Genomic DNA, 21,269 nt, shown 5'->3' with positions numbered 1-21,269 from the left:
CTTTCCCTTGCCTTACTGGTTCGCCTGCTGCTGCTGCGCCTCGATCGCGCGCCAGCGGGCCACGTTCTCGTTATGCTCGGCCAGCGTCTCGGCAAAGGCGTGGCCGCCGCTGCCATCCGCCACGAAGAACAGGTAGGGCGTCGTGTCCGGGTTGATCGCCGCCTCGAGCGAGGCCAGCCCCGGATTGGCGATCGGCCCCGGCGGCAGCCCCTCGACCACATAGGTGTTGTAGGGGCTGTTCGATTGCAGCTCCGACTGGCGCAGCCCGCGCCCGAGCACGCCGCGCCCGTCGGTGACCCCGTAGATCACGGTCGGGTCGGTCTGGAGCCGCATCCCCTGCCGCAGGCGGTTCTCGAAGACCGAGGCCACCTGGCGCCGCTCCTCGGGCACGCCCGTCTCCTTCTCGATGATCGAGGCGAGGGTCAGCATCTCCTCCGGCGTCTCGAAGGGCAGCCCCTCGCGCCGCTGCGCCCAGACCGTGTCGAGCCGCTGCTGCTGCAACGCCCGCATCCGCGCGACGAGGTCGGCCATGTCGGCCCCCTCGGTCACCTCGTAGCTGTCCGGCGCGATCATCCCCTCGAGCGGCGTGTCCTCCGGCGCGAGCGTCCCGGTGAGGAAATCCGCCTCCTTCAGGCTCTCGACCACGCGCCAGACCGTCGTGCCCTCGGCCACCAGGACGCGATAGCGCGTCTCCGCCTCGCCGCGCACCCGCGTATAGGGCTCGGGAACGGTGTCGCCCTCCTCGCCCGCCTCTCCGGGCTGGAACTCCGCCGCCTCGACATAGGTGCCGGTCGCGGGATCGAGTTCGCGCACCTGCATCAGCGCCCGGTTCACGCCGATCCGGTAGACCACTTCCGTGCCGCAGGTCGAGGCCCCGCCACGGGTCACGATGTCGACGATCTCCTCCATCGAGGCGTTTTCCGGCACGAGGAACGACCCGGCCTTGAGCTCGGTCGACCTGTCGGAATAGTCGGCGCCCACGCGGAAGATCGACGGATAGGAGACCGCCCCCTGCGCCGCGAGGTCTTCGGACACCCGGCGCATCGTCGAGCCCGAGGGCACGCGCAGGCAGATCGCCTGCTCGAGCGGCCCCTCGGCCACGTATTCGCGCTTGCCCCAGGCGATCGCGCCGGCCAGCGCGATGAGCAGGACGATGAAAAGCGTCAGCGCGTTCGAGGCGATGGATCGCCACATCAGCCGTCAACCTTCTTCAGAACGAGCGAGGCGTTGGTGCCCCCGAAGCCGAAGGAATTCGACAGCGCCACGTCGATCCGGCGCTCCCGCTTCGCATTCGGCGCGAGGTCGAGCTTCGGCTCGACCGCCGGAGTGTCGAGGTTGATCGTCGGCGGCGCCACCTGATCGCGGATCGCCAGAATGCAGAAGATCGCCTCCACCGCGCCGGCCGCGCCCAGAAGGTGCCCGATGGAGGATTTCGTCGAGGACATCGTCGCCGTCGCCGCCGCATTGCCGAGCAGCCGCTCGACCGCGGCAAGCTCGATCGTGTCGGCCATGGTCGAGGTGCCGTGCGCGTTGATATAGTCGATCTCCGAAGGCGCGATCCCCGCCCGCGCGATCGCCGCCTGCATCGCGCGGAAGCCGCCGTCGCCATCCTCGGCCGGCGCGGTGATGTGATAGGCGTCGCCCGAGAGGCCATAGCCCACGACCTCGGCATAGATCTTGGCGCCGCGGGCCTTCGCGTGCTCGTATTCCTCGAGCACCACGACCCCGGCCCCCTCGCCCATCACGAAGCCGTCGCGATCGGTGTCATAGGGCCGCGAGGCATGTTCGGGATCCTCGCGCCGCTTCGTCGACAGCGCCTTGCAGGCGTTGAACCCCGCGATGCCGAGTTCGCAGATCGCCGCCTCCGCGCCGCCCGCGACCATCACGTCCGCATCGCCCAGCATGATCAGCCGCGAGGCGTCGCCGATCGCATGCGCCCCCGTCGAACAGGCCGTCACGACGGCATGGTTCGGCCCCTTGAACCCGTAGCGGATCGAGACCTGGCCGGAAATGAGATTGATGAGCGAACCGGGAATGAAGAAGGGCGAGATCCGCCGCGGGCCCTTCTCCTTCAGAAGCACCGCCGTGTCCGCGATCGAGGAGAGCCCGCCGATCCCCGATCCGATCAGCACGCCCGTGCGCAGCAGCTCGTCCTCGTCTTCGGGTTTCCAGTCGGCATCGACCAGCGCCTGTTCCGCCGCCGCCATGCCGAACAGGATGAAATCGTCGACCTTGCGCCGCTCCTTCGGCTCCATCCAGTCGTCGGGGTTGAACGTGCCCTCCGTCCCGTCACCGAATTTCACTTCGCAGGCGTAATTCGTCGCCAGATGGTCCGCGTCGAAGCGCCGGATCGTCCCCGCCGCCGACTGGCCGGCCAGAAGGCGCTCCCACGTTTCCTCCACACCGCATGCGAGCGGCGAAACCATTCCAAGACCCGTGACAACTACTCGGCGCATCCTCGCCCCCTTGTTCTTTGACTGCCTCTCAATACACGCCCTTGTCCCACGATGGAAGGCCATGGGGCGCCGCCCGCGCAATTCCGCGACCGCGCTCCGCCGCCCCGGACCGGCGCCGGCACCGCCCCCGCCTGTGCCCCGCGCGCAAAGAAAAACGGCGCGCCCGGTGGGGTGCGCCGTTTCCATCGCGCCGCGATCCCGCCGGGACCGCGAAACGCCTCAGGAGGCTTCGGAGATGAACTTCACCGCGTCGCCGAAGGTCTGGATCGTCTCGGCCGCGTCGTCCGGAATCTCGATGCCGAATTCTTCTTCGAAAGCCATCACCAGTTCGACGGTATCGAGGCTGTCGGCGCCCAGATCGTCGATGAAGGATGCGTTTTCGGTCACCTTGTCCTCTTCAACGTCGAGATGCTCGACGACGATCTTTCTCACGCGATCTGCGATGTCGCTCATGGTCTTTCCTCACATAATTCCGGGCCCGCTGCCCATTTTTCCACTGGCCCTCGGGCCGCTCTTCGACATGCCGGCCGGCCCTTCCGGACCTGGTCCGGCCACCGGCATGGCCATGGGGCCGAAAACCGCCCCCGTGGCGCCATCTGCGCTGCTCATAGCACAATCCTTTCCGGTGGCAAATGGTTTGTGCCCACCCGCCCGGCAAGGCTCCGCGCGTTCACAGCATCGCCATTCCGCCGTTGACGTGAAGCGTCGTTCCCGTCGTATATCCCGCCTCCTCGGAGGCCAGATAGAGCACCGCCGCCGCGATTTCCTCGGGCCGGCCCATCCGCGCCGCCGGGATCTGCGCGTTGATCTTGTCCTTCTGCTCGTCGGTCAGCTTGTCGGTCATCGCCGTGGCGATGAAACCGGGCGCGACGCAGTTCACCGTGATCCCGCGCGTCGCCACCTCATAGGCCAGGGATTTCGACATGCCGACCATCCCCGCCTTCGAGGCGGCGTAATTGCCCTGGCCGGGATTGCCCGTCGCGCCGACGATGGAGGAAATGTTCACGATCCGGCCCCAGCGCGCCTTCATCATGCCGCGCAGCACGCCCTTGCAGAGCCGCATCGTCGAGGTGAGGTTCACGTTCAGCACGCTCTCCCATTCCTCCTCCGACATCCGCATGAACAGGTTGTCGCGCGTGATCCCCGCGTTGTTCACGAGGATGTCGACCGAGCCCATCGCCTCCGCCGCCTGTTTCGGCAGCGCCTCGACACTCTCCCGGTCCGACAGGTTGCAGGGCAGCACATGCACCCGCTCCCCGAGCTCCGCGGCCAGCGCCTCGAGCGGCTCCACCCGCGTCCCCGACAGCGCCACCGTCGCCCCGGCCTCGTGCAGCGCCGTCGCGATCGCCCCGCCGATGCCGCCGGACGCACCGGTGACCAGCGCATTCTTCCCCGTCAAGTCAAACATCTCTCTCGCCTCCCGAAGCCTTCCGCTTCATCTGCTCTTAAATATCCGGGTGAACCGGCCGCCCCGAGGGCGGAGCCCTCTCTCTTCACCCGTCCAGTTTCGCGATATCCTCGGGCGTGCCGATCGCGGTGCAGGCGATCGACCTGTCGATCCGCTTCACCATCCCCGACAGCGCCTTGCCCGCGCCGATCTCCCAGATCTCGGTGACGCCCTGCGCCGCCATGAACTCGACGCTCTCGCGCCAGCGCACCGAGCCCGTCACCTGCTCCACCAGGAGCGCGCGGATCGTCGTCGGGTCGGTCACGTCCGAAGCGGTCACATTCGCCACCAGCGGCACCTGCGGCTCGGCAATCTCCACATCGTCGAGCGCCTCGGCCATGACCCGCGCGGCCGGCTGCATCAGCTTGCAGTGGAAGGGCGCGGACACCGGCAGCAGGACCGCGCGCTTCGCGCCCTGCGCCTTCGCGATCTCCACCGCGCGCTCGACCGCCTCCTTGTGCCCGGAGACGACGACCTGTCCCGGATCGTTGTCGTTCGCCGCCTGGCAGACCTGGCCCTGCGCCGCCTCCTGCGCCACGCGCGTCACCGTCCCGAAATCGAGCCCCAGGAGCGCCGCCATCGCGCCGACGCCCACCGGCACCGCCGCCTGCATCGCCTGGCCGCGCGTGCGCAGAAGCCGCGCCGTATCCGCCACGGTCAGCGATCCCGCCGCCGCCAGCGCCGAATATTCCCCGAGCGAATGCCCCGCGACAAAGGCGGCATCGCTCACCGCAAATCCGTCCGCCGCGAGCGCGCGCAGCGCCGCGAGCGAGGTCGCCATCAGCGCCGGCTGGGCGTTCTGCGTGAGCGTCAGCGTCTCGATGTCGCCCTCCCAGATCAGCGCGGAGAGCTTTTCGCCCAGCGCCTCGTCCACCTCGTCGAACACGGCCTTCGCCGCGGGATATGCCTCGGCCAGCGCCTTGCCCATGCCGATCGTCTGGGCGCCCTGCCCCGGAAACACGAATGCGCGCGTCATGCCCGCCCCCTCCGTCATGCTCGGTTTCTCATTGCCGACGGGTCTACCCGCCCGGCAGGCGCGCGGCAAGCCCGCTGTCGCAATTCCCGCCGCCGCGCCCGCCGTCGCTTTCGCCCTTGATCGCCGGGCCGCAATGCGTATAAGGGCACATCCTTTCCGCAAGACAGCTATGAACCGCGCAGCCTCTCGTGGCCGGGCCGCGGAAAGGCCGAACCGCCCGACCTATGAAATGCGCTTGAAACGAACTGGAGTCTCCATGCCGCTTTACGAGCATGTCTTCATTGCGCGTCAGGACCTGTCCAACGCGCAGGCCGAAGGTCTCATCGAACATTTTGGCACCGTCCTTTCGGACAACGGCGGGAAGGTCGTCGAATCCGAATACTGGGGCGTCAAGACGATGGCCTACAAGATCAACAAGAACCGCAAGGGCCACTATGCCTTCCTGCGCACCGACGCCCCCTCGGCCGCGGTGCAGGAGATGGAACGCCTGATGCGCCTGCATGACGACGTGATGCGCGTCCTGACCATCAAGGTCGACACGCATGAGGAAGGCCCCTCCGTCCAGATGCAGAAACGTGACGAGCGCGACGACCGTCGCCGCCGCAACTGATCTTGAGAAAGGACCGAACCCATGGCCGCTAAACCGTTTTTCCGTCGCCGCAAGGTCTGCCCGTTCTCCGGCGAGAACGCCCCCGCGATCGACTACAAGGACACCCGCCTGCTGCAACGCTACATCTCCGAGCGCGGCAAGATCGTGCCCTCCCGCATCACCGCAGTCTCCGCCAAGAAACAGCGTGAACTGGCCCGCGCCATCAAACGCGCCCGTTTCCTCGCGCTCCTGCCCTACGCCGTGAAGTAAGGAGTAGATCCAATGGAAGTTATCCTTCTCGAACGCGTGGCCAAGCTCGGCCAGATGGGCGATGTCGTGACCGTCAAGGACGGCTACGCCCGCAACTTCCTGCTCCCGCAGGAAAAGGCCCTGCGCGCCTCCGACGCCAACATCAAGGCGTTCGAAGCCCAGAAAGCCCAGCTCGAGGCCCGCAACCTCGAGACGAAGAAAGAGGCCGAGGCCCTCGCCGCGAAACTCGACGGCCAGAAATTCGTCGTGATTCGCTCCGCCTCCGACGCCGGCTCGCTCTACGGCTCCGTCACCACCCGTGACGCCGCCGACGCCGCGACGGAGAACGGCTTCTCGCTCGACCGCAAGCAGGTCGCGCTGAAGGCGCCGATCAAGGAGCTCGGCCTGCACGAGGTCTCCGTGGTCCTGCACCCGGAAGTCGAGGCCACGATCATCCTGAACGTCGCGCGCTCCGCCGAGGAAGCCGAGCTTCAGGCCGAGGGCAAGTCGATCCAGGAACTCGCCGCCGAGGAAGAGGCCCGCGCCGAATTCGAGATCGCGGAACTCTTCGACGACATCGGCGCCGCAACCTCGGAGGACGAGGATTACGGCGACACCGCCCCGCAAGAGGCCGCCGAGGAAGAGTGACCCTCTCCCGCATCGCATGTCGAAAGCCCCGCCCCCGGCGGGGCTTTTGCATTTTCGGATGCAAAGTCAAATTGATGGGCGAGGTTTTGCCGACGCAGAAACCGCAAGCTTGGCAGATCCGGCCAAACATGCTGAATACCGGCAGCGTCACTGCAAATGAGAAGCCGAATGTCGACACTGGCCCGCCGGACCTTCCTCCTGTCCGCCCTCGCCCTCGCCGCCTGCGGCGACAACACCGCCGAAGTTTCCCGCGCCGCCCCCTTCGATCCGCCGCTCTATCCCAACGAGACGCCCGAGCTGCGCCGGCTGATCAACCGCTGGGCGGATCACTACCAGATCCCGCGCGAGCTCATCCACCGCCAGGCCATCCGCGAAAGCACCCACCGGCCCGGCGCGCGCAACGGCCCCTATTACGGCCTGTTGCAGATCCTGCCGCAAACCGCCCGCACGATGGGCTTCCAGGGCAAGCCCGAGGATCTGCTCGATCCGAACGTCAACCTCCAATATGCCGGCAAGTACCTCAAGGGCGCCTATATGGTGTCCGGCGGCGACATCAACCGCGCGATGGGCTGGTACGCCCGCGGCTATTACTACGAGGCCAAGAAGATGGGCCTCCTCCACGAGACCGGGCTCAGAGGCTGAGGCGGGCCTTCATCTGCTCTGAAATATCCTGGGGGTGAGGCCGCGGCGCGGCCGAGGGGGCAAAGCCCCCTTTTTCATGCCTGCGGGGGCAAGGCCGCCTTCGGCATGTCCGCCCGCCTCCGTCTCCACCCCCCGTCTCCACCCCCCGTCTCCACCCTCCCTCCGTCCCTCACCCATACCCGACGCACAGCAAAAAGGCCGCCCCGTCGCCGGAGCGGCCCTCTGTCCCCCGTCGATGACGAGTGCCCTTTTGCGGGCTTATGTCATTCCTCGTCCAGCGCCTCGACGGCCTTCTCGAGATCGTCCTTGGAGACCTCCTTTTCCGTCACGTCGGCCTGTTCGGCGATCCAGTCGACCACCTTGTCCTCGAACAGCGGCGCCTGGATCTGCTGGCGCATCTGGGCGTTCTGCTGCACGAATTCGAAGAACTGGCGCTCCTGGCCCGGATATTGCCGCGCCTGTGTCATCACCGCCTGGGTGAATTCGGCATCCGAGATCTGGATCTCCTGCTTCTGGCCGATATCGGCAAGCAGCAGGCCGAGCCGCACGCGGCGCTCGGCGAGCTTGCGGTGCTCGTCGGTCACCTCGATCTCGCCATGGTCATGGCCGTGGTGATCGGGGTTTTCCTCGTGCCAGAGCTGGTGCGCGATCTGGTTGGCCTCCGCGTCCACGAGCGAGGGCGGCAGATCGAAGGAGACCTTGCCGTCGAGCTGGTCGAGCAGCGCGCGCTTCATCACCGCGCGGGCCGCGCCGGCATATTCGCCCTCGAGCCGCTCCGCGATCTGGCCCTTCAGCGTCTCGAGATCCTCGACGCCGAATTTCTTCGCGAGCTCGTCGTCGATCTCCGCCTCTTTCGGACCTTTCACGGCCTTCACCGTGCATTCGAAGGTCGCATCCTTGCCGGCGAGGTTCGCCGCGCCGTATTCCTCGGGGAACTTGACCTCGACGGTCTTCTCGTCGCCGGCCTTCACGCCCACGAGCTGCTCCTCGAACCCCGGAATGAAGGAGCCGGAGCCGAGCACGAGCGGGTAATCCTCCGCCGCGCCGCCCTCGAAGGCCTCGCCGTCCACATAGCCCGTGAAGTCGATCACCACCTGGTCGCCGTCCTCGGCCGCACCGTCCTTGTCGTCAAAGGACTGGGCCGTCGCCGCGAGGTTCTTCAGCGCGTCCTCGACCTCCTCGGCAGAGGCCTTCACCACCAGCCGCTCGAGCGTCACGCTCGACAGGTCGGCCTCGGGGATCTGCGGCAGGGCCTCGTAGGTCATGGTGACGACGACGTCGTCGCCCTCCTTCCACTCCTCGCCCGCATCCATCTTCACCTCGGGTTGGAGCGCGGGGCGGTCGCCAGTCGCGTCGAAATGCTCGTTCATCGCGCCGTCGACGCTTTCCTGCATCGCCTCGCCCAGGACGCGCGGACCGAACTGTTTCTTCAGGAGCGCCATCGGCACCTTGCCCTTGCGGAACCCCTTCATCTCGATCTCGGGCTGCGCCTCCCTGAGCTTGGCATTCACCTTCTCGTCGAGCTCTGCGGCGGTGATGGTGATCTGATAGCCGCGCTTCAGACCTTCGTTCAGGGTCTCGGTGACCTGCATCTTGGCGTCCTTTTTACGTCTTGTGTCACGTCTTTATCGGGCCGCCGGGCAGCGACCATGTAAATCAAGCGCCCTTCTAGGGGCGAATGGCCCTCTGCGCAAGGCGATTCCCGCCCCCTGCACCGGTCCGGCGGACCCGCTACCGCCGCCGTCCCGGCGCCCGCGCGTTGTGGGGCGTCGGCAACACTCCCCCGCATTTGCCCGGCGCGGTCCTCCCCGGCCTCGCGCGGGGCGCGCGGTCCCGCTAACCTCCCGCACATATTCGCCAAATCATTCCCCGAGGCCTTCATGTCGCGCATTTCCCCCCTGCTCGTTCCGCTTCTCTGCCTGTCGCTCACCGCCTGCCGCATCAGCGAGGACGACGTCGCCCCGCCGCCGGTCGCCCCCGCGCCTCCCGGCAGCGGCACCGGCGACGATCAGCGCACCTATGAGGATTACAACAGGGTGCACGACCTCACCCTCGACGTCGCGGCCGCCCAGGACCTGACCGGACATACCGATCCGCTGACCAGGGACGATATCAGGCAGGTGCAGGATACGGCGGAGATGTCGGGGATCTATGCCATCGCGGCGGAAAGCCTGCTGGACACGCGCGGCGCCTTCGTCGGGGAAATGTCCATGACCGCGAATTTCGGAACCGGAGAGGTGTCGGGCAAGCTCCACAACAACCACATCGACAGCGCCTATTTCCCGGTGCCCGAACATGCCCATGGCCAGGTCACCCCGCTCTCCGGCGAGGTGACCTATGCCGGCAGCATCACCGAGGAGTCCGACACCGGAATTGCCGCGATTTCCGCGAACGGCACCGGGGTTCTTTCGACCGCTGCCAACGAGAAATACGAACTCTACGTCGACATGGACGGGAATTTCTATCGCGTCGACAAGGAGGCCCTCGTCTCCCTCGACATCGACCAGGTGGAGAGCGCCCTGGCCGCGGTCGGCGGCATCGAGGGCAACGTCAACATCCTCGACGACGGGGACGCGACCCTCTACGACCTCGACGGCGCCTATGCCGTCTGCGAAACGACGGTCTGCGCACCCCGGTGATCCGGGCGGCGCACCGCCGGAGCCCCGACATGCCCCGCCTGCTCCCGCTCCTCAGGGTCACGCTCCTCAGGGCCGCGCTCCTCGGTCTGGGCCTTCTCGCCGCCCCCGCCGCGGCGCTCGACCCGCGCGCGATCCTCTTCCACGCGGCGCGCGCGGATGCGGAGCTTGCGGCGGGCCGGCCCGAGAGCGCCTATCGCCGCCTGCGCTGGCTCGCGCTGAACGATGCCGGGGACACGCGCCGCACCGATGCCTATCTCACGGCACTGCAGCAGATCCGCCGCGACCGCCCGCTCGGCTTCGCCGCCGGCCTCGCCGTGCTGCCCTCCACCAACATCGCCCGCACCAGTTCGCATGACCGCTTCGAGACCGGGGTCGGCACATTCGATCTTGCCGACGAGCGCGAGAAAAGCGGGCTGGGCCTGCGCCTCGACACCGCGGCGAACGCCACCTCCGCCTATGCGCCGGGCCGCGAACTCGGCCTGCGGATCTCGCTCGGCGGCGCCTGGTACGACGATCCCGCCCTGCGCCTGGTCACCGGCGCCCTCGCCCTGAGCCACACCTGGATCCTGCCCCGCCGGACCTGGACCGTCGCGGCCCTCGCCTCGGCTACGGCCTATCCCGCCCATGACGCGGACAGCGCCCCCGACTGGCAGGGCGCGGGCGCCGCCCTCTCCGCCACCCGCGCGCTGTCGGACGCCGGAACGCTGCGCGGCTCCGTGCTGGTGCAATACCGCGACTTCGAGACCCGCGACTACATGGACGGCCCCTTCGCCGCGCTGGACCTGAGCTACAGCCGCCTCGTCTCCCCCCGCGCGCGCGTCACCCTCAGCGCCGGGCTCGACCGCGCCCGCACCCGCGCCGACCATTACGCCTATGGCGCCGCCAGCCTCGGCCTCGGCTATCGCCGCGCGACCCGCTCCGGCCTCACATGGGAGGCGGGCGCCGGGGCGGAACTGCGCGGCTTCGACGCCGATTTCACCGCCCTCACCCATCCGCGCGAGGACCGGATCTACGACCTGAGCCTCGCCCTGTCGCACGAGAAGCTCCGCGTCCTCGACACGCAGCCGCGGCTCGAATGCACCGCGCGGTTCCACGAGTCCAACGTGGCGCTCTACGACTACGACAGCCTCGACTGCGCCCTGAGCCTGCGCCAGGACTTTTGAGCGGTCCGCCCCCGCCGTCCCCGCTCAAGCAGATGTGATCACCCCCAAAGGCAGCACAGACTACTTCTAATGTCTGTATCACCCTTGGGAGTCCCTCCGGATGGCCATGATCACGCTCCGGCTCCGCGGCGACCAGATCGGCACCTATACGCGCTTTTACGGACAGGGGAACGGTGCCGAACGCGTCGTGACGGTCGAGGGGGTGACGGCCCTCGGCCCGCGTGAGGCGCTCTATACCGTCATCGTCGAACAGGTGGGCGACGGCGTCGAGGAATTCCGCAACGGGCAATTCGTCACGATCCAGGGCCCGGACGGGTCCGTGGTGATGCCGAAGACCTCCGTCCAGCCCGATATCGAACAGGGGCTGGGCGCGGGCGACGAACATCTGCTGATCGCCGAACGCCCCTTCCTGATCGACCTCGGCGGTGTCCCGGCCGGGCCCGAGACGGTGCGGTATTCGCAGGCGGACAAACCGGCGGGCGCCGGCGGCGACGATGACGGCAATCTCGATTTCGCCGATTTTTCCTGCTTCGCACCGGGGACCGCGATCGCGACGCCGGAAGGGCCGCAGGATGTCGCCGCGCTGGAGCCGGGCACGCTGGTGACGACGCGCGATCACGGCGATGTGCCCCTGCTCTGGGTCGGGCGCCGCACCCTCGACCTCACGCAGGCGGAGGAGCGCGGGAAACCCGTGCTGCTGAAACCCGGCAGCATGGGCCCGGACTGCCCCGCGAGGGAGACGGTCGTCTCGCCCGATCACCGCATCCTGATCCGGGACGCGGCCTGCGACTTCCTGTTCGGGGCGGCCGAGATCCTGGCGCCGGCAAAGGCGCTCACCGGCCTGCCGCGCATCCAGAGCATGCGCGGCAAGACGCGGATCACCTATGTGACGCTGTTCACCCGGCGGCACGAGATCATCCTCGCCAACGGGCTCCCGGTCGAGACGCTCTATCCCGGCCCGCAGGCGCTGCGCCGCCTCGGCCCGCTGCTCCGTGCCTCCCTCCTCGCAGCCTGTCCCGGCATCGCCGGGAGCGACGTCGGGCGCAGCTATCCGCCCGCACGACGCATGCTCTCGGTGACGGAAGCGGTGGAACTGGTGACAGTGATCAACGCGCGCAACAGGCTCCTCTCCCCGCCGCCCGCCCCCCTGCACGCGGCGCGCCCCGGCGGAGAGGGATGACGCGGGAAGACGGGAGATGTCGGGATGGTGCGGGTGAGAGGGACAAACCAGAACCGCCATCTCTTCCCGAACTGCTGGAAGAACTGGGAGTGGTCGCAGATGATCGCGTCAGAACCGGAAGTTCAAAAGGCGCTGGATGCTTCGCATGAAGCCCTGTTGCCGGAGATGGAGCCATGACCCATCTCGCGCGCCAACACACTGAACATGCACAGCCTGTTTTTACCGACGCAGCCAAGTTCCCTGTGCGGTGCAAGGCGAAGAAACCACCTCCCTTTTCCCTGAGACTGAATGCCGAAGAACGTCAGAGGCTGGAGACTGCGGCGGCAGGCATGCCGCTCGGCAGCTTCATCAAGGCCCGGCTGTTTGACGGTGATCTGCTCCCCGCCGCACGGGTGGACAGGCTCCGGCGAAAGACCATGCGGCACTGGCCCGGATACTGGGGATGCTCGGTAACATGCGCCTCGCCAGCAACCTGAACCAGCTCGCCAAGTCCGCCAGTATCGGGGCGCTGCCCCTGACCCTGCAAGTCGAAGAGGAACTGGCAACCGCATGGGCAAAGCGATCGAACAGATCCAGATTAGGAAAACCAGTTCTGGAACACGAGTTGAAAGCTCGAGAAGTAGATATGGACCCGACCCGCCGATAATCATCCCGGCCCGCGGCTTCTGGAAAAGGTCGCACACTCAGGCCGGACAGAAGCTCGCGCTCGATCACATGCCTGAACGGTCGGAAAGGTCTTGCACTACGGGCGGCAACCACAGGAGTCCCAGAATGACATGGGCCGGCGCCTCCCCAAAAGGACGCTCCGTGCGAAATGAAGTGCATGGCCTGTTCCCGCCACCTCGCAGGCCCCGAACCCGTGAGTTCTTAACCCATGAGTTTTTCATGTGTTCCGGGGCCTCGGCAGAACGGCGGCACCGCTGGACGGCGGTTTCGTCACATCCGATCCGGCGCGGGAGACACTGGATGCGGGATGAATGTCCTCAGGACCGGCGCAGCATGTCCGGCGTCAGTTCGGAGACACGTGTCACGCCCATCAGGCGCATGCCGCGGGTGATCTCGGCAGTGAGCTGGCCCAGCATCCGCTCGACCCCCGGCTGCCCCGCCGCCGCAAGGGCATAGAGATAGGCACGCCCGAGACCCACCGCCTTGGCTCCGAGCGCCAGGGCCTTGAGCACGTGAGTGCCGCGCTGAAAGCCTCCGTCGACCATCACGTCGAGCCTGTCGCCGAGCGCCTGGACAATTTCGTCGAGCTGATCGAAGCCTGTCCGCGAACCGTCGAGCTGCCTGCCGCCGTGGTTCGAAAGGACAATGCCCTGACAGCCGATTTCCGCCGCCCGCCTCGCATCCTCGACGCTCATCACCCCCTTGAGACAGAACGGCCCGCCCCATTCGGCGACCATCCGCTCCACATCGTCCCAATTCATTGACGGATCGAGCATCTCGGTGAAATAGCGCCCGATGGTCAGGGCATCACCCCGCATGTCGATATGGGCATCCAGCTGCGGCAGGCTGAATTTCTCATGGGTGACATAGTTGATCCCCCACATCGGCTTGAGCGCGAATTGCAGCATGCCACCAAACGTGAGGCGGAAGGGGATCGAGAACCCCGTGCGCAGATCCCGTTCGCGGTTGCCGCCTGTAATGCTGTCCACGGTGAGCATCATCACATTGATGCCGCTGTCCCTGGCGGCCTGCATCATCGCGGAATTGAGGCCCCGATCCTTGTGAAAATAGAACTGATAGACCTGCGGCGTGGGATGTTTTGCGGCGAGCTCGGCCATGGAGACCGTGCCGAGGGAGGACACGCCGAACATCGTGCCGAATTTCGCCGCCGCTCCCGCCGTGGCGCGCTCACCCTCGTGATGAAACAGGCGCTGAAGCGCGGTGGGCGAGAGATAGACAGGCAACTCGAGCTTCTGCCCCATGATCTCGGTCGAGAGATCCACATCTGTCACCCCACGCAGCACGTTGGGCACGAGATCGACGGCTCCGAAGGCCTCCGTGTTGCGCCGCAGCGTCACCTCGTCATCCGCGCCGCCGTCGATATAGTGGAAGATCGGCCCCGGAACACGCCGCTGCGCGAGCCTGCGAAAGTCGTGGAAATTGTGACAATCCTTCAGGCGCATGTCGTCTCTCCTTCAACTGCGGCGCGCCAATGCGCCGCGTAGTCCGCAAGCCGCGCTCTCTGTCGTGGGGTTACCCGGCGGGTTGCGGGCGGGGAGGCCTGCCGGGCGAAAAGCATCGCGGCCCCGACGGAGGTGCCGGTCGCGGACTCCGCAATCTCGACGCCGTCCTCATGCAGGCTGGCAAGCATGTCCAGATATTCGGAATTGCGCGCAAACGGCCCTTCGACGATGACCGGGCCCTTCGCGCCCACGAGGTCGAGGCAGGTCCTGGTCATCAGGGCGAGATAGAAGCCGAGCGCGGCCATGCGCGCCCCGTGCGTCCCCGGCTCGCCGGTCCAGCGGGCCTCGCGCCCCTGGAAAGGCCCCGATCCCGGCTCGACGGCGGGCAGGAGCATGATGGATTTGTCCAGAATCTCTGCGCGGTCCGCCTCCCTCACGGCAACCTCGCCGCCCGCGCGAACGATCTCGTATTCGCGCCCGCCCATGAACCGGGCGGAAGGCACAGCCTGGCCCAGCGCATTGACGTTGACCAGCGTGTCGCGATCGGGATCGAGCGCGGTCGCCTCCCCCCGGACGGACATGGCCACGACCCAGGTGCCGGTGGAGACTACCGAGAATGCTCCAGTCCGGCCAAGAACATGTGGCAGGAGCGACGCGTTGGAATCATGTATGCCGCAGACCACCGGCGTTTCCGTGGACAGCCCCGTGCGCGCGGCAATGTCCTCTGTCACTGTCCCGAGCACATCGCCGGAGCGGTGCGCGGGGGCAAGTCTGCCCGACAGTCCCAGCCGCTCCACGAGCATCGAAAAGCCGCCTTTCCAAGGGTTCCACAGGTCAGTATGGCACCCGAGAGAGGTCACATCCGTCGCCATGACCCCGGTGAGCTTGTACCCCCAGTATTGCGGATAGGTAAGCACATGCGCCGTGCGCGCCGCCAGGGCAGGATCGCTCCGAAACTGCCAATGGAGCTGCGCGCCGAGGTTCAGCCCCATGGCAAGGCGCGCGGATCCGGTCTCGGAAAACGGCGGCCGGATCGCGTCGTAATCCGTCGCCATCCGGTCCGGCCCGTCATGTTCGTAATCGAGCATCGGAGCGGCCAGCGCGCCCTCCGTGTCCAGCAGAACCGCCGCAGCTCCATGGGTGGTCACGGAAATGGCGTCAATCCCGTGGCTCGTCTGAAACGCCGCAAGATGTTCGAGGAAGAACGCCCAATGTCCGTCGAGGTCGAAATGCGGCCACGGCGGCCCCTGCAACACGTTGTTCGGACGGGTGACTACAGCAATCTCCTTCAGGGTCTCTCCATCGACCAGCGCAAGCTTGGCGTTTGTCTTGCCAACATCGAGGACAGCGATATGTCTTGGCACTGTCATCTGTCGGCTCATGGCAAATGAAACACGGTTTCGAGCGCTTGCTCCCTGGGACGATTGTCGGGATGCGTTTCCATGATGTCCGCCATGTGCGCCCACCAGCGTTTCATCACCGGATGATCAGGCAGCGCCGCCATCGCGTGATCCTCGCGCCGCCAGAGCACGCCAAAGAGGTGTCGCGTCTCCGGATCGTAGTGGATCGAATAGTCCTCTACCCCGGCCTCCTTCAGCAGTTCGACCAGTTCCGGCCAGATCTCTTCGTGACGCTTGCGGTATTCGCCGAGCTGTCCTTCATTCAACACCATGCGGAAAGCATATTTCTCCATCATTTCCTCCGGAGGTTCCTGTAGATGCGCGGCAGGGCGATGACCCCGATCAGAAGCGCGCCCACGACGATGGACATGACGATGCCCGGCACGTTCAGAAGTCCCAGCCCGAAGGTCACAAGCCCCATGACGAAGGCCGCGATCACCACGCCGGGGAGCGATCCGGAGCCGCCGAGGATATTGACCCCGCCGAGCACCACCATGGTCACGATCTCGAGTTCCATCCCGGATGCGATGGACGGGCGCGTCGAGCCGAGGCGCGAGGTCAGGCAGACCGAGGCCAGCCCCGACATGAGCCCGGTCAGAAGGAACAGGATGAGTTTCACGCGTTCGACGCGAACGCCCGAGAATGTCGCGGCAGTGGCATTGTTGCCGATGGCATAGACCGTCCGCCCGAAGTTCGTCTTGTGCAGCAGCACGCCATAGACCACCGCAAGCAGGACGAAGAACACCATCTCGACCGTGATCACCCAGAACGCGTAGCCCTGCCCGAACCACGCGAAATCCGCGGGATAGCCGCGGAAGGCCCCATCGCCCAGGATGATGTAGCTTATGCCGCGAAACAGGCTCATCGTCCCGATGGTCACGACGATGGACGGAAGGCCGAGGCGTGTGACCAGAATGCCGTTGAACGCCCCGCAAAGCAGACCGGTCAGAAGCCCGGCCGCCACGATGGCGGGCGTGCCGAATCCTGCCTGCATCACGAGCCCCATGGCGGTGGACGACAGCGCGATGATGGACGCCACGGAGAGGTCGATCTCTCCCGAGATGATGAGAAGTGTCATGGCGAAGGCGATCATCGCCTTTTCCGTGAAATTGAACGTCGCGTCTGAAAGATTCCATGCGTTGAGGAAGTAGGGAGAGGCAAACGAATTGAGGACGAAGATTCCGATCGCCACGAGCAGGAGCAGGCTCTCCCAGCTTTTGAGGATCCGGGTCGCCGGGCTCGTAAGGCGATCGGGGATCAGACGCGGCGTGTTCGCGGTTCGGGATTCGATATGGCTCATTGTGCATGCTCCGCGGATTTGAGGATGACGCGGCCTTTCGAGCGGCCTGCACGCGAATTGAAGGTCACCGCGATGATGATCGCGGCACCGGAAATGGCCAGTTGCCAGAAGGGCGAGACGTCGATCACCGGAAGCGCGTTCTTGATAATTCCCAGGAACAGCGCGCCGAGGACGGCACCAGCCACTGTCGCCACACCCCCCGCGATGGACACGCCGCCAATGACGCAGGCCGCGACCACATCGAGTTCGAATCCTCCGGCGATGTCGACATAGGCTACGGCATAGCGCGCGACCCAGAGATAGCCTGTCAGCCCGGCCAGCATGCCGGAAATCACGAAGGCGAGGAACTGCGTCCTTCCCACGTTTATGCCGGTGTAGACCGACGCATGCGGATTGCCACCCACCGCAAAGAAAGCCCGCCCCAATGTGGTGCGGCTCATCACGAGCCCGAGCCCGAGCGTCACGATCACCGCCACCCAGCCAAGCACCGGGAGTCCGAGGATCGCCTCGCGGGGAAAGCTCTTGAAAGCCATGCTCATCTGATGCGAATTGACCCAGCTGCCATTGGTCAGAAGAAAAATGACACCGCGGAAGATTGTCATCGTGCCCAGCGTGACGACGATCGGCGGAATGGAAAGTTTCCAGACGAAGAACCCGTTGATCGCTCCCATCAGCGCCCCGAGCCCAAGCGCCAGCGCGATGAGGACGGCCACCGGCACTCCGGGAAAGGACACGTTGATCAGTGCGCAGACCATCCCCGTCAGGGCGAGATTGGCGGCGACAGAGAGGTCGATGGACCTGGTGAGGATAACGACCATCTGGCCCAGGGCCAGAATGACAAGCGGCGCGGTATCGGTGAAGACGGCGACGAGGTTGCGCGGAGTGATGAATCCGGGAAAACGGCTCGCCACGCCGGCGAGCAACAGGAGGATCGCGGCCACGAGGATCGCCTCGCGGGATTTCAGGAGGCTCATGCGGCTTCTCCCTTTGGTGAAATGCCCGCCGCATGACGGACGAGGGTTTCCGGGGTCATGTCGTCGCCTTCCAGCTCCGCCACGATCCGCCCTTCGCGCATCACGATGATCCGGTCAGACATCCCGAGGATCTCCGGGATTTCGGAACTGACCATGATCACGGAAAGTCCTTCGGCGGCCAGTTCGGACATAAAATCATGCACGGCGGCCTTGGACCCGATGTCAATGCCTTTCGTGGGCTCGTCGAGGATGATGACCTTGGGTTGCGTCGCGAGCCATTTGGCGATCACCACCTTCTGCTGATTGCCGCCGGAGAGGCTGCCGACGGGTGTATCGAGCGACGCCGCACGCAGATCGAGGCGCTCCGTGTAGCGCCGCGCAAGGGCAAATTCCTCTGCCATCCGGGTGAAGCCGTTCCTCGAGAGGCGCGACAGTGAGGGCAATGTCACATTCTGGAAGATCGGCATGTCGAGGATCGCGCCCTGTTTGCCCCGGTCCTCAGGCACGTAGACGATCCCGGCGGCGATTGCATTGGCAGGAGACCGGATCACCCGCACCTTGTCCTCGATCCGGACGGCCCCTTTGGACGGGCGGGTCACACCGATCAGGCTTTGCATGAATTCGGATCGCCCCGCCCCGACGAGGCCGTAAAAGCCCAGGATCTCGCCCCGTCGCAGCGTAAACCCGATGTCTTCGAATTCGGTCGGATGACTGTAACCTGCGACGGTGAGAACGACCTCGCCGATCTCGGCGGCGCGTTTGGGATAGATCTGGTCGACAGATCGCCCGACCATCATCTTCACGAGTTCAGACTCGACCATCTCCGACATCTCGCCCGCTCCGATGAACTGGCCATCGCGAAAAACCGTATAGCGATCGGCGATCCGGAAGATTTCGTCGAATTTGTGGGAAATGAACAGGATGGCCTTGCCTTGCGCCTTCAACTGCTCGACGAGCGCGTAGAGTTCCTCGATCTCCTTGCGGCTGAGCGCGGCGGTAGGCTCGTCCATGACAACGACCCGAGCCTCGACCGACAATGCGCGGGCGATGGCGACAAGGTGGCGCGAGGCGATACCGAGATCCTTGAGGCGCACCTCCGCATCGATCCTGGCACCGATTTCATCGAGAATACGCTGCGCGCCGACATGCATGGCCTTGCGATCGATGAGACCGAATTTCCCTTTCGGCGCATGGCCGATAAAGATGTTCTCCGCAACGGAGAGCTCGTCGAAGAGCACGGTTTCCTGATGGATCGCCGTGACACCGGCCGCGGACGCCGCCTGCGCCGTCGCAAAACTCACTTCCTGTCCGTCCATGAGGATCCGCCCGCCGTCCGGCTGGTAGATGCCGGTCAGCATCTTGACGACCGTGGATTTGCCCGCGCCGTTTTCCCCGATCAGCGCGGTCACACGGCCCGCGAAAAGCTCGAGATCGACGCCGTCGAGCGCCTTCACCCCCGGAAAGGTCTTGGTGATGCCGTCGAGCGCGAGAACCGGCACGGCATTGGTCTGGTCTGAGCCCATGATCATAGCCCGTTGATACAATATATCTGCAATCAGGTGAGGCGGCGCCAATGGCCCAAAGGCGCCGCCCCCCTCTGGGACATCTCCGGAGTTAGAAGATGTCCTTGAAATCCGCGATGTTGGCCGCGTCATAGACGAAAGGATCGGCCATCGCCCCGGAGGTCGTGTCATCGAGCGTGACCTCGCCCATGCGCCCCATCGGAATGCTCGCGCCGGGCTCGGCGGTCGCGTCGCCCTTAGCAAGATGGTAGGCGATCATGGTCGCCGAATAACCGAGGTCGATCGGGTTCCAGATGGCGAAGGACTGGGACGCTCCGCTCTCGATCGCGCCCGCCATCTCCGAGGGCAGACCGAGACCGGTGACATTGACCTCGCCCACCTTTCCGGCATCCACGACGGCCTGCGCGGCGGCCACGATCCCCACCGACGTCGGCGCGATGATCGCGTCGAGATCGGGGTAGGACTGCATCAGGCCGGTGGCCTCACGATAGGATTTGTCGGCAAGGTCGTCGCCATAGACGGTCGCCACCACCTCGATACCCGGATAGTTTTCCATCGCCTTGTTCATCTCCTCGATCCAGATGTTCTGGTTGGTCGAGGTGGTGGTGGCTGACAGAACGGCGACCTCGCCGCCGTCCGGCAGGTGATCGGCCGCCAGCTTGATGATCATGTTGCCGATCAGCGGGTTCGAGGACGGGTTGAGGTGCATCTGACGGCCCTCTTCGGCCACACCGGAATCCCAGGAAATCACGGTGATGCCGCGCTGCATCGCCTTCTTCAGAGTCGGCACGAGGGCATCGGTGTCATTGGCGGACACGGCGATGGCGTCCACATTCTGCGCGATCAGCGAATTGATCACCTCGATCTGGCCTTCGGCGGTGGTATCCGTCGGACCGGTATAGATGATCTCGACATCGCCCAGCTCGCTGGCCGCCTCTTCGGCCCCTTTGGCCGCAGCTTCGAAAAAGCCGATGCCGAGGGCTTTCGCCACAAGGGCGATACGCATGTCTTCCGCGGATGCAGACCCGGCAAACAGCCCGGTCGCGACAGCCACGGAAGTCAGAAGTCTGGTCAGTTTCATGTGGAGTCCTCCCTGAATCTCCATGTTGCGCAGCGCCCGCCGATTGCGTCAGGACGCCGCCTCCTCCTCCCTCGCGCCCCCTGCGGGGGCCACGATGAGTCTGATATCCGCCGCTTCGATCATGGCGGCGGCGCGATCGCTGATCCCGTCATCGGTGATCAGCACGTCGATTTCCGAGAGAGGGCAGAGCACGAGGCTCGAACGGCTTTCGAATTTCGTCGAATCCACCAGCAGCACGATTTCATCCGCCTGCCCGATCAGCTTGTGTTCGGCCTGGATGAGGAGCGGGTCCGCCTCCATCACGCCAAGAGGCGCAACTCCTTGCGCGCCCATGAACATGCGCCGCGCATAGAAATTCCGCGTCACGTCATTGTCGAAGGGAGACAGCACGATGTTCTGCTCACGGTAGATCACGCCCCCCGAGATAAGCACTGAATTCTTCGAATTTTTCAGAAGATGTTCCGCGATAGGAAAGGAGTTTGTGAACACCTGGCAGCGGCGTGTCGCCAGCGGATGTACCATCTGGAACGTCGTCGTACCGCCATTGATGATGATCGGATCCCCATCCGCGCACAGGTCCACCGCCGCGCGGGCAATTGCCTGCTTTTGCTTGATGTTGATTGTTTCGTTCACCGCGAAGGTCCGCCCCGCCAGTCCGGGAAACGGGTTCGGCGCCAGAGCTTCCGCCCCGCCCCGCACCCGGCGCAGGCGCTTGGCGACATGCAATGCCGCGATATCCCGGCGGATGGTCGCCTCCGACGCGCCCGTGAGGCCACAAAGCTCCACCACCGTCACAACCGGCCGGTCCTGAACGGCAGACAGGATAATCTCGTGGCGTTCCTTTTCATGCATGGGTGTCCTCCTCTGAATTCA

At 65.5% G+C, this 21,269-nt stretch carries 23 protein-coding genes; 9 read left to right on the top strand and 14 right to left on the bottom strand.

The annotated features are described in order from the left end of the window. Positions 1–12 precede the first annotated feature (12 nt). The 5 genes from mltG to fabD all read right to left on the bottom strand — a co-directional run bounded on the left by mltG (position 13) and on the right by fabD (position 4,879). Positions 13–1,194, bottom strand: coding sequence for an endolytic transglycosylase MltG (gene mltG / locus P73_RS08515; protein WP_043869282.1), 1,182 nt, complete (start codon positions 1,192–1,194; stop codon positions 13–15). Further along, positions 1,194–2,456 carry a beta-ketoacyl-ACP synthase II gene (gene fabF, locus P73_RS08510; RefSeq protein ID WP_043869281.1) on the bottom strand — a complete coding sequence of 421 codons (1,263 nt, stop codon included), beginning with the start codon at positions 2,454–2,456 and terminating at the stop codon, positions 1,194–1,196. Before fabF ends, mltG begins: the two co-directional genes overlap by 1 nt. A gap of 219 nt (positions 2,457–2,675) precedes the next feature. Further along, positions 2,676–2,909 carry an acyl carrier protein gene (locus P73_RS08505; protein WP_043869280.1) on the bottom strand — a complete coding sequence of 78 codons (234 nt, stop codon included), beginning with the start codon at positions 2,907–2,909 and terminating at the stop codon, positions 2,676–2,678. 217 nt (positions 2,910–3,126) lie between these two features. After that, positions 3,127–3,864, bottom strand: coding sequence for a 3-oxoacyl-[acyl-carrier-protein] reductase (gene fabG, locus P73_RS08500; protein WP_043869279.1), 738 nt, complete (start codon positions 3,862–3,864; stop codon positions 3,127–3,129). A gap of 85 nt (positions 3,865–3,949) precedes the next feature. Further along, complete coding sequence (gene fabD, locus P73_RS08495) at positions 3,950–4,879, bottom strand: ACP S-malonyltransferase (RefSeq protein WP_043871521.1); 930 nt, start codon at positions 4,877–4,879, stop codon at positions 3,950–3,952. A gap of 256 nt (positions 4,880–5,135) precedes the next feature. Between fabD and rpsF the strand changes: the two genes are divergently transcribed. The 4 genes from rpsF (at position 5,136) to P73_RS08475 (ending at position 7,007) form a co-directional block, all read left to right on the top strand. After that, on the top strand, positions 5,136–5,489 hold the full coding sequence (rpsF, locus tag P73_RS08490) for a 30S ribosomal protein S6 (protein ID WP_043869278.1): 354 nt from the start codon (positions 5,136–5,138) through the stop codon (positions 5,487–5,489). 21 nt (positions 5,490–5,510) lie between these two features. Then, positions 5,511–5,738: a 30S ribosomal protein S18 gene (gene rpsR, locus P73_RS08485; protein ID WP_028957713.1), complete on the top strand. Its 228-nt coding sequence runs from the start codon at positions 5,511–5,513 to the stop codon at positions 5,736–5,738. Between the two features lie 12 nt (positions 5,739–5,750). Beyond that, on the top strand, positions 5,751–6,365 hold the full coding sequence (gene rplI, locus P73_RS08480) for a 50S ribosomal protein L9 (protein WP_043869277.1): 615 nt from the start codon (positions 5,751–5,753) through the stop codon (positions 6,363–6,365). 168 nt (positions 6,366–6,533) lie between these two features. Continuing rightward, positions 6,534–7,007, top strand: a complete 474-nt coding sequence (locus P73_RS08475; RefSeq protein WP_043869276.1) for a lytic transglycosylase domain-containing protein — start codon at positions 6,534–6,536, stop codon at positions 7,005–7,007. Between the two features lie 263 nt (positions 7,008–7,270). Here P73_RS08475 and tig read toward each other — a convergent pair whose 3' ends face one another. Further along, on the bottom strand, positions 7,271–8,599 hold the full coding sequence (gene tig / locus P73_RS08470; RefSeq protein WP_043869275.1) for a trigger factor: 1,329 nt from the start codon (positions 8,597–8,599) through the stop codon (positions 7,271–7,273). Positions 8,600–8,887: 288 nt separating this feature from the next. Between tig and P73_RS08465 the strand changes: the two genes are divergently transcribed. From P73_RS08465 to P73_RS25515, 5 genes are all read left to right on the top strand, one after another. Continuing rightward, entirely contained in the window at positions 8,888–9,646 is a 759-nt protein-coding gene (locus P73_RS08465) for a hypothetical protein (protein ID WP_043869274.1), read from the top strand. Positions 9,647–9,675: 29 nt separating this feature from the next. Next, positions 9,676–10,809, top strand: coding sequence for a surface lipoprotein assembly modifier (locus P73_RS08460; RefSeq protein ID WP_043869273.1), 1,134 nt, complete (start codon positions 9,676–9,678; stop codon positions 10,807–10,809). 100 nt (positions 10,810–10,909) lie between these two features. After that, entirely contained in the window at positions 10,910–11,989 is a 1,080-nt protein-coding gene (locus P73_RS24315; protein ID WP_082033158.1) for a Hint domain-containing protein, read from the top strand. Between the two features lie 24 nt (positions 11,990–12,013). After that, positions 12,014–12,166 (top strand): hypothetical protein, encoded by a 153-nt coding sequence (locus P73_RS25935; protein WP_158401924.1) that lies wholly within the window; start codon positions 12,014–12,016, stop codon positions 12,164–12,166. Next, positions 12,163–12,465, top strand: a complete 303-nt coding sequence (locus P73_RS25515; RefSeq protein WP_139267104.1) for a hypothetical protein — start codon at positions 12,163–12,165, stop codon at positions 12,463–12,465. Before P73_RS25935 ends, P73_RS25515 begins: the two co-directional genes overlap by 4 nt. 507 nt (positions 12,466–12,972) lie before the next feature. Here the strand turns inward: P73_RS25515 and P73_RS08450 are convergent. The 8 genes from P73_RS08450 to P73_RS08415 form a co-directional block, all read right to left on the bottom strand. Continuing rightward, complete coding sequence (locus P73_RS08450; RefSeq protein WP_043869272.1) at positions 12,973–14,118, bottom strand: alpha-hydroxy acid oxidase; 1,146 nt, start codon at positions 14,116–14,118, stop codon at positions 12,973–12,975. Beyond that, complete coding sequence (locus tag P73_RS08445) at positions 14,109–15,488, bottom strand: FGGY-family carbohydrate kinase (RefSeq protein ID WP_043869271.1); 1,380 nt, start codon at positions 15,486–15,488, stop codon at positions 14,109–14,111. Before P73_RS08445 ends, P73_RS08450 begins: the two co-directional genes overlap by 10 nt. A gap of 8 nt (positions 15,489–15,496) precedes the next feature. After that, positions 15,497–15,811: an L-rhamnose mutarotase gene (locus tag P73_RS08440; RefSeq protein WP_043871519.1), complete on the bottom strand. Its 315-nt coding sequence runs from the start codon at positions 15,809–15,811 to the stop codon at positions 15,497–15,499. Continuing rightward, positions 15,811–16,818 (bottom strand): ABC transporter permease, encoded by a 1,008-nt coding sequence (locus P73_RS08435; RefSeq protein ID WP_043869270.1) that lies wholly within the window; start codon positions 16,816–16,818, stop codon positions 15,811–15,813. The genes P73_RS08440 and P73_RS08435 overlap by 1 nt, the downstream gene beginning before the upstream one ends. Continuing rightward, entirely contained in the window at positions 16,815–17,792 is a 978-nt protein-coding gene (locus P73_RS08430) for an ABC transporter permease (protein WP_043869269.1), read from the bottom strand. Before P73_RS08430 ends, P73_RS08435 begins: the two co-directional genes overlap by 4 nt. Beyond that, positions 17,789–19,321: a sugar ABC transporter ATP-binding protein gene (locus P73_RS08425; RefSeq protein WP_217621810.1), complete on the bottom strand. Its 1,533-nt coding sequence runs from the start codon at positions 19,319–19,321 to the stop codon at positions 17,789–17,791. Before P73_RS08425 ends, P73_RS08430 begins: the two co-directional genes overlap by 4 nt. 85 nt (positions 19,322–19,406) lie before the next feature. Continuing rightward, complete coding sequence (gene rhaS / locus P73_RS08420) at positions 19,407–20,396, bottom strand: rhamnose ABC transporter substrate-binding protein (RefSeq protein WP_043869268.1); 990 nt, start codon at positions 20,394–20,396, stop codon at positions 19,407–19,409. A 48-nt stretch (positions 20,397–20,444) separates the two neighbouring features. After that, positions 20,445–21,248: a DeoR/GlpR family DNA-binding transcription regulator gene (locus P73_RS08415; protein ID WP_043869267.1), complete on the bottom strand. Its 804-nt coding sequence runs from the start codon at positions 21,246–21,248 to the stop codon at positions 20,445–20,447. Positions 21,249–21,269: the final 21 nt, after the last annotated feature.

Source organism: Celeribacter indicus (assembly GCF_000819565.1).
GTDB classification, from domain to species: Bacteria; Pseudomonadota; Alphaproteobacteria; order Rhodobacterales; family Rhodobacteraceae; genus Celeribacter; species Celeribacter indicus.
The sequence above is the reverse complement of the archived record's forward strand: the minus strand, read 5'-3'. Positions and strand labels throughout refer to the sequence as shown.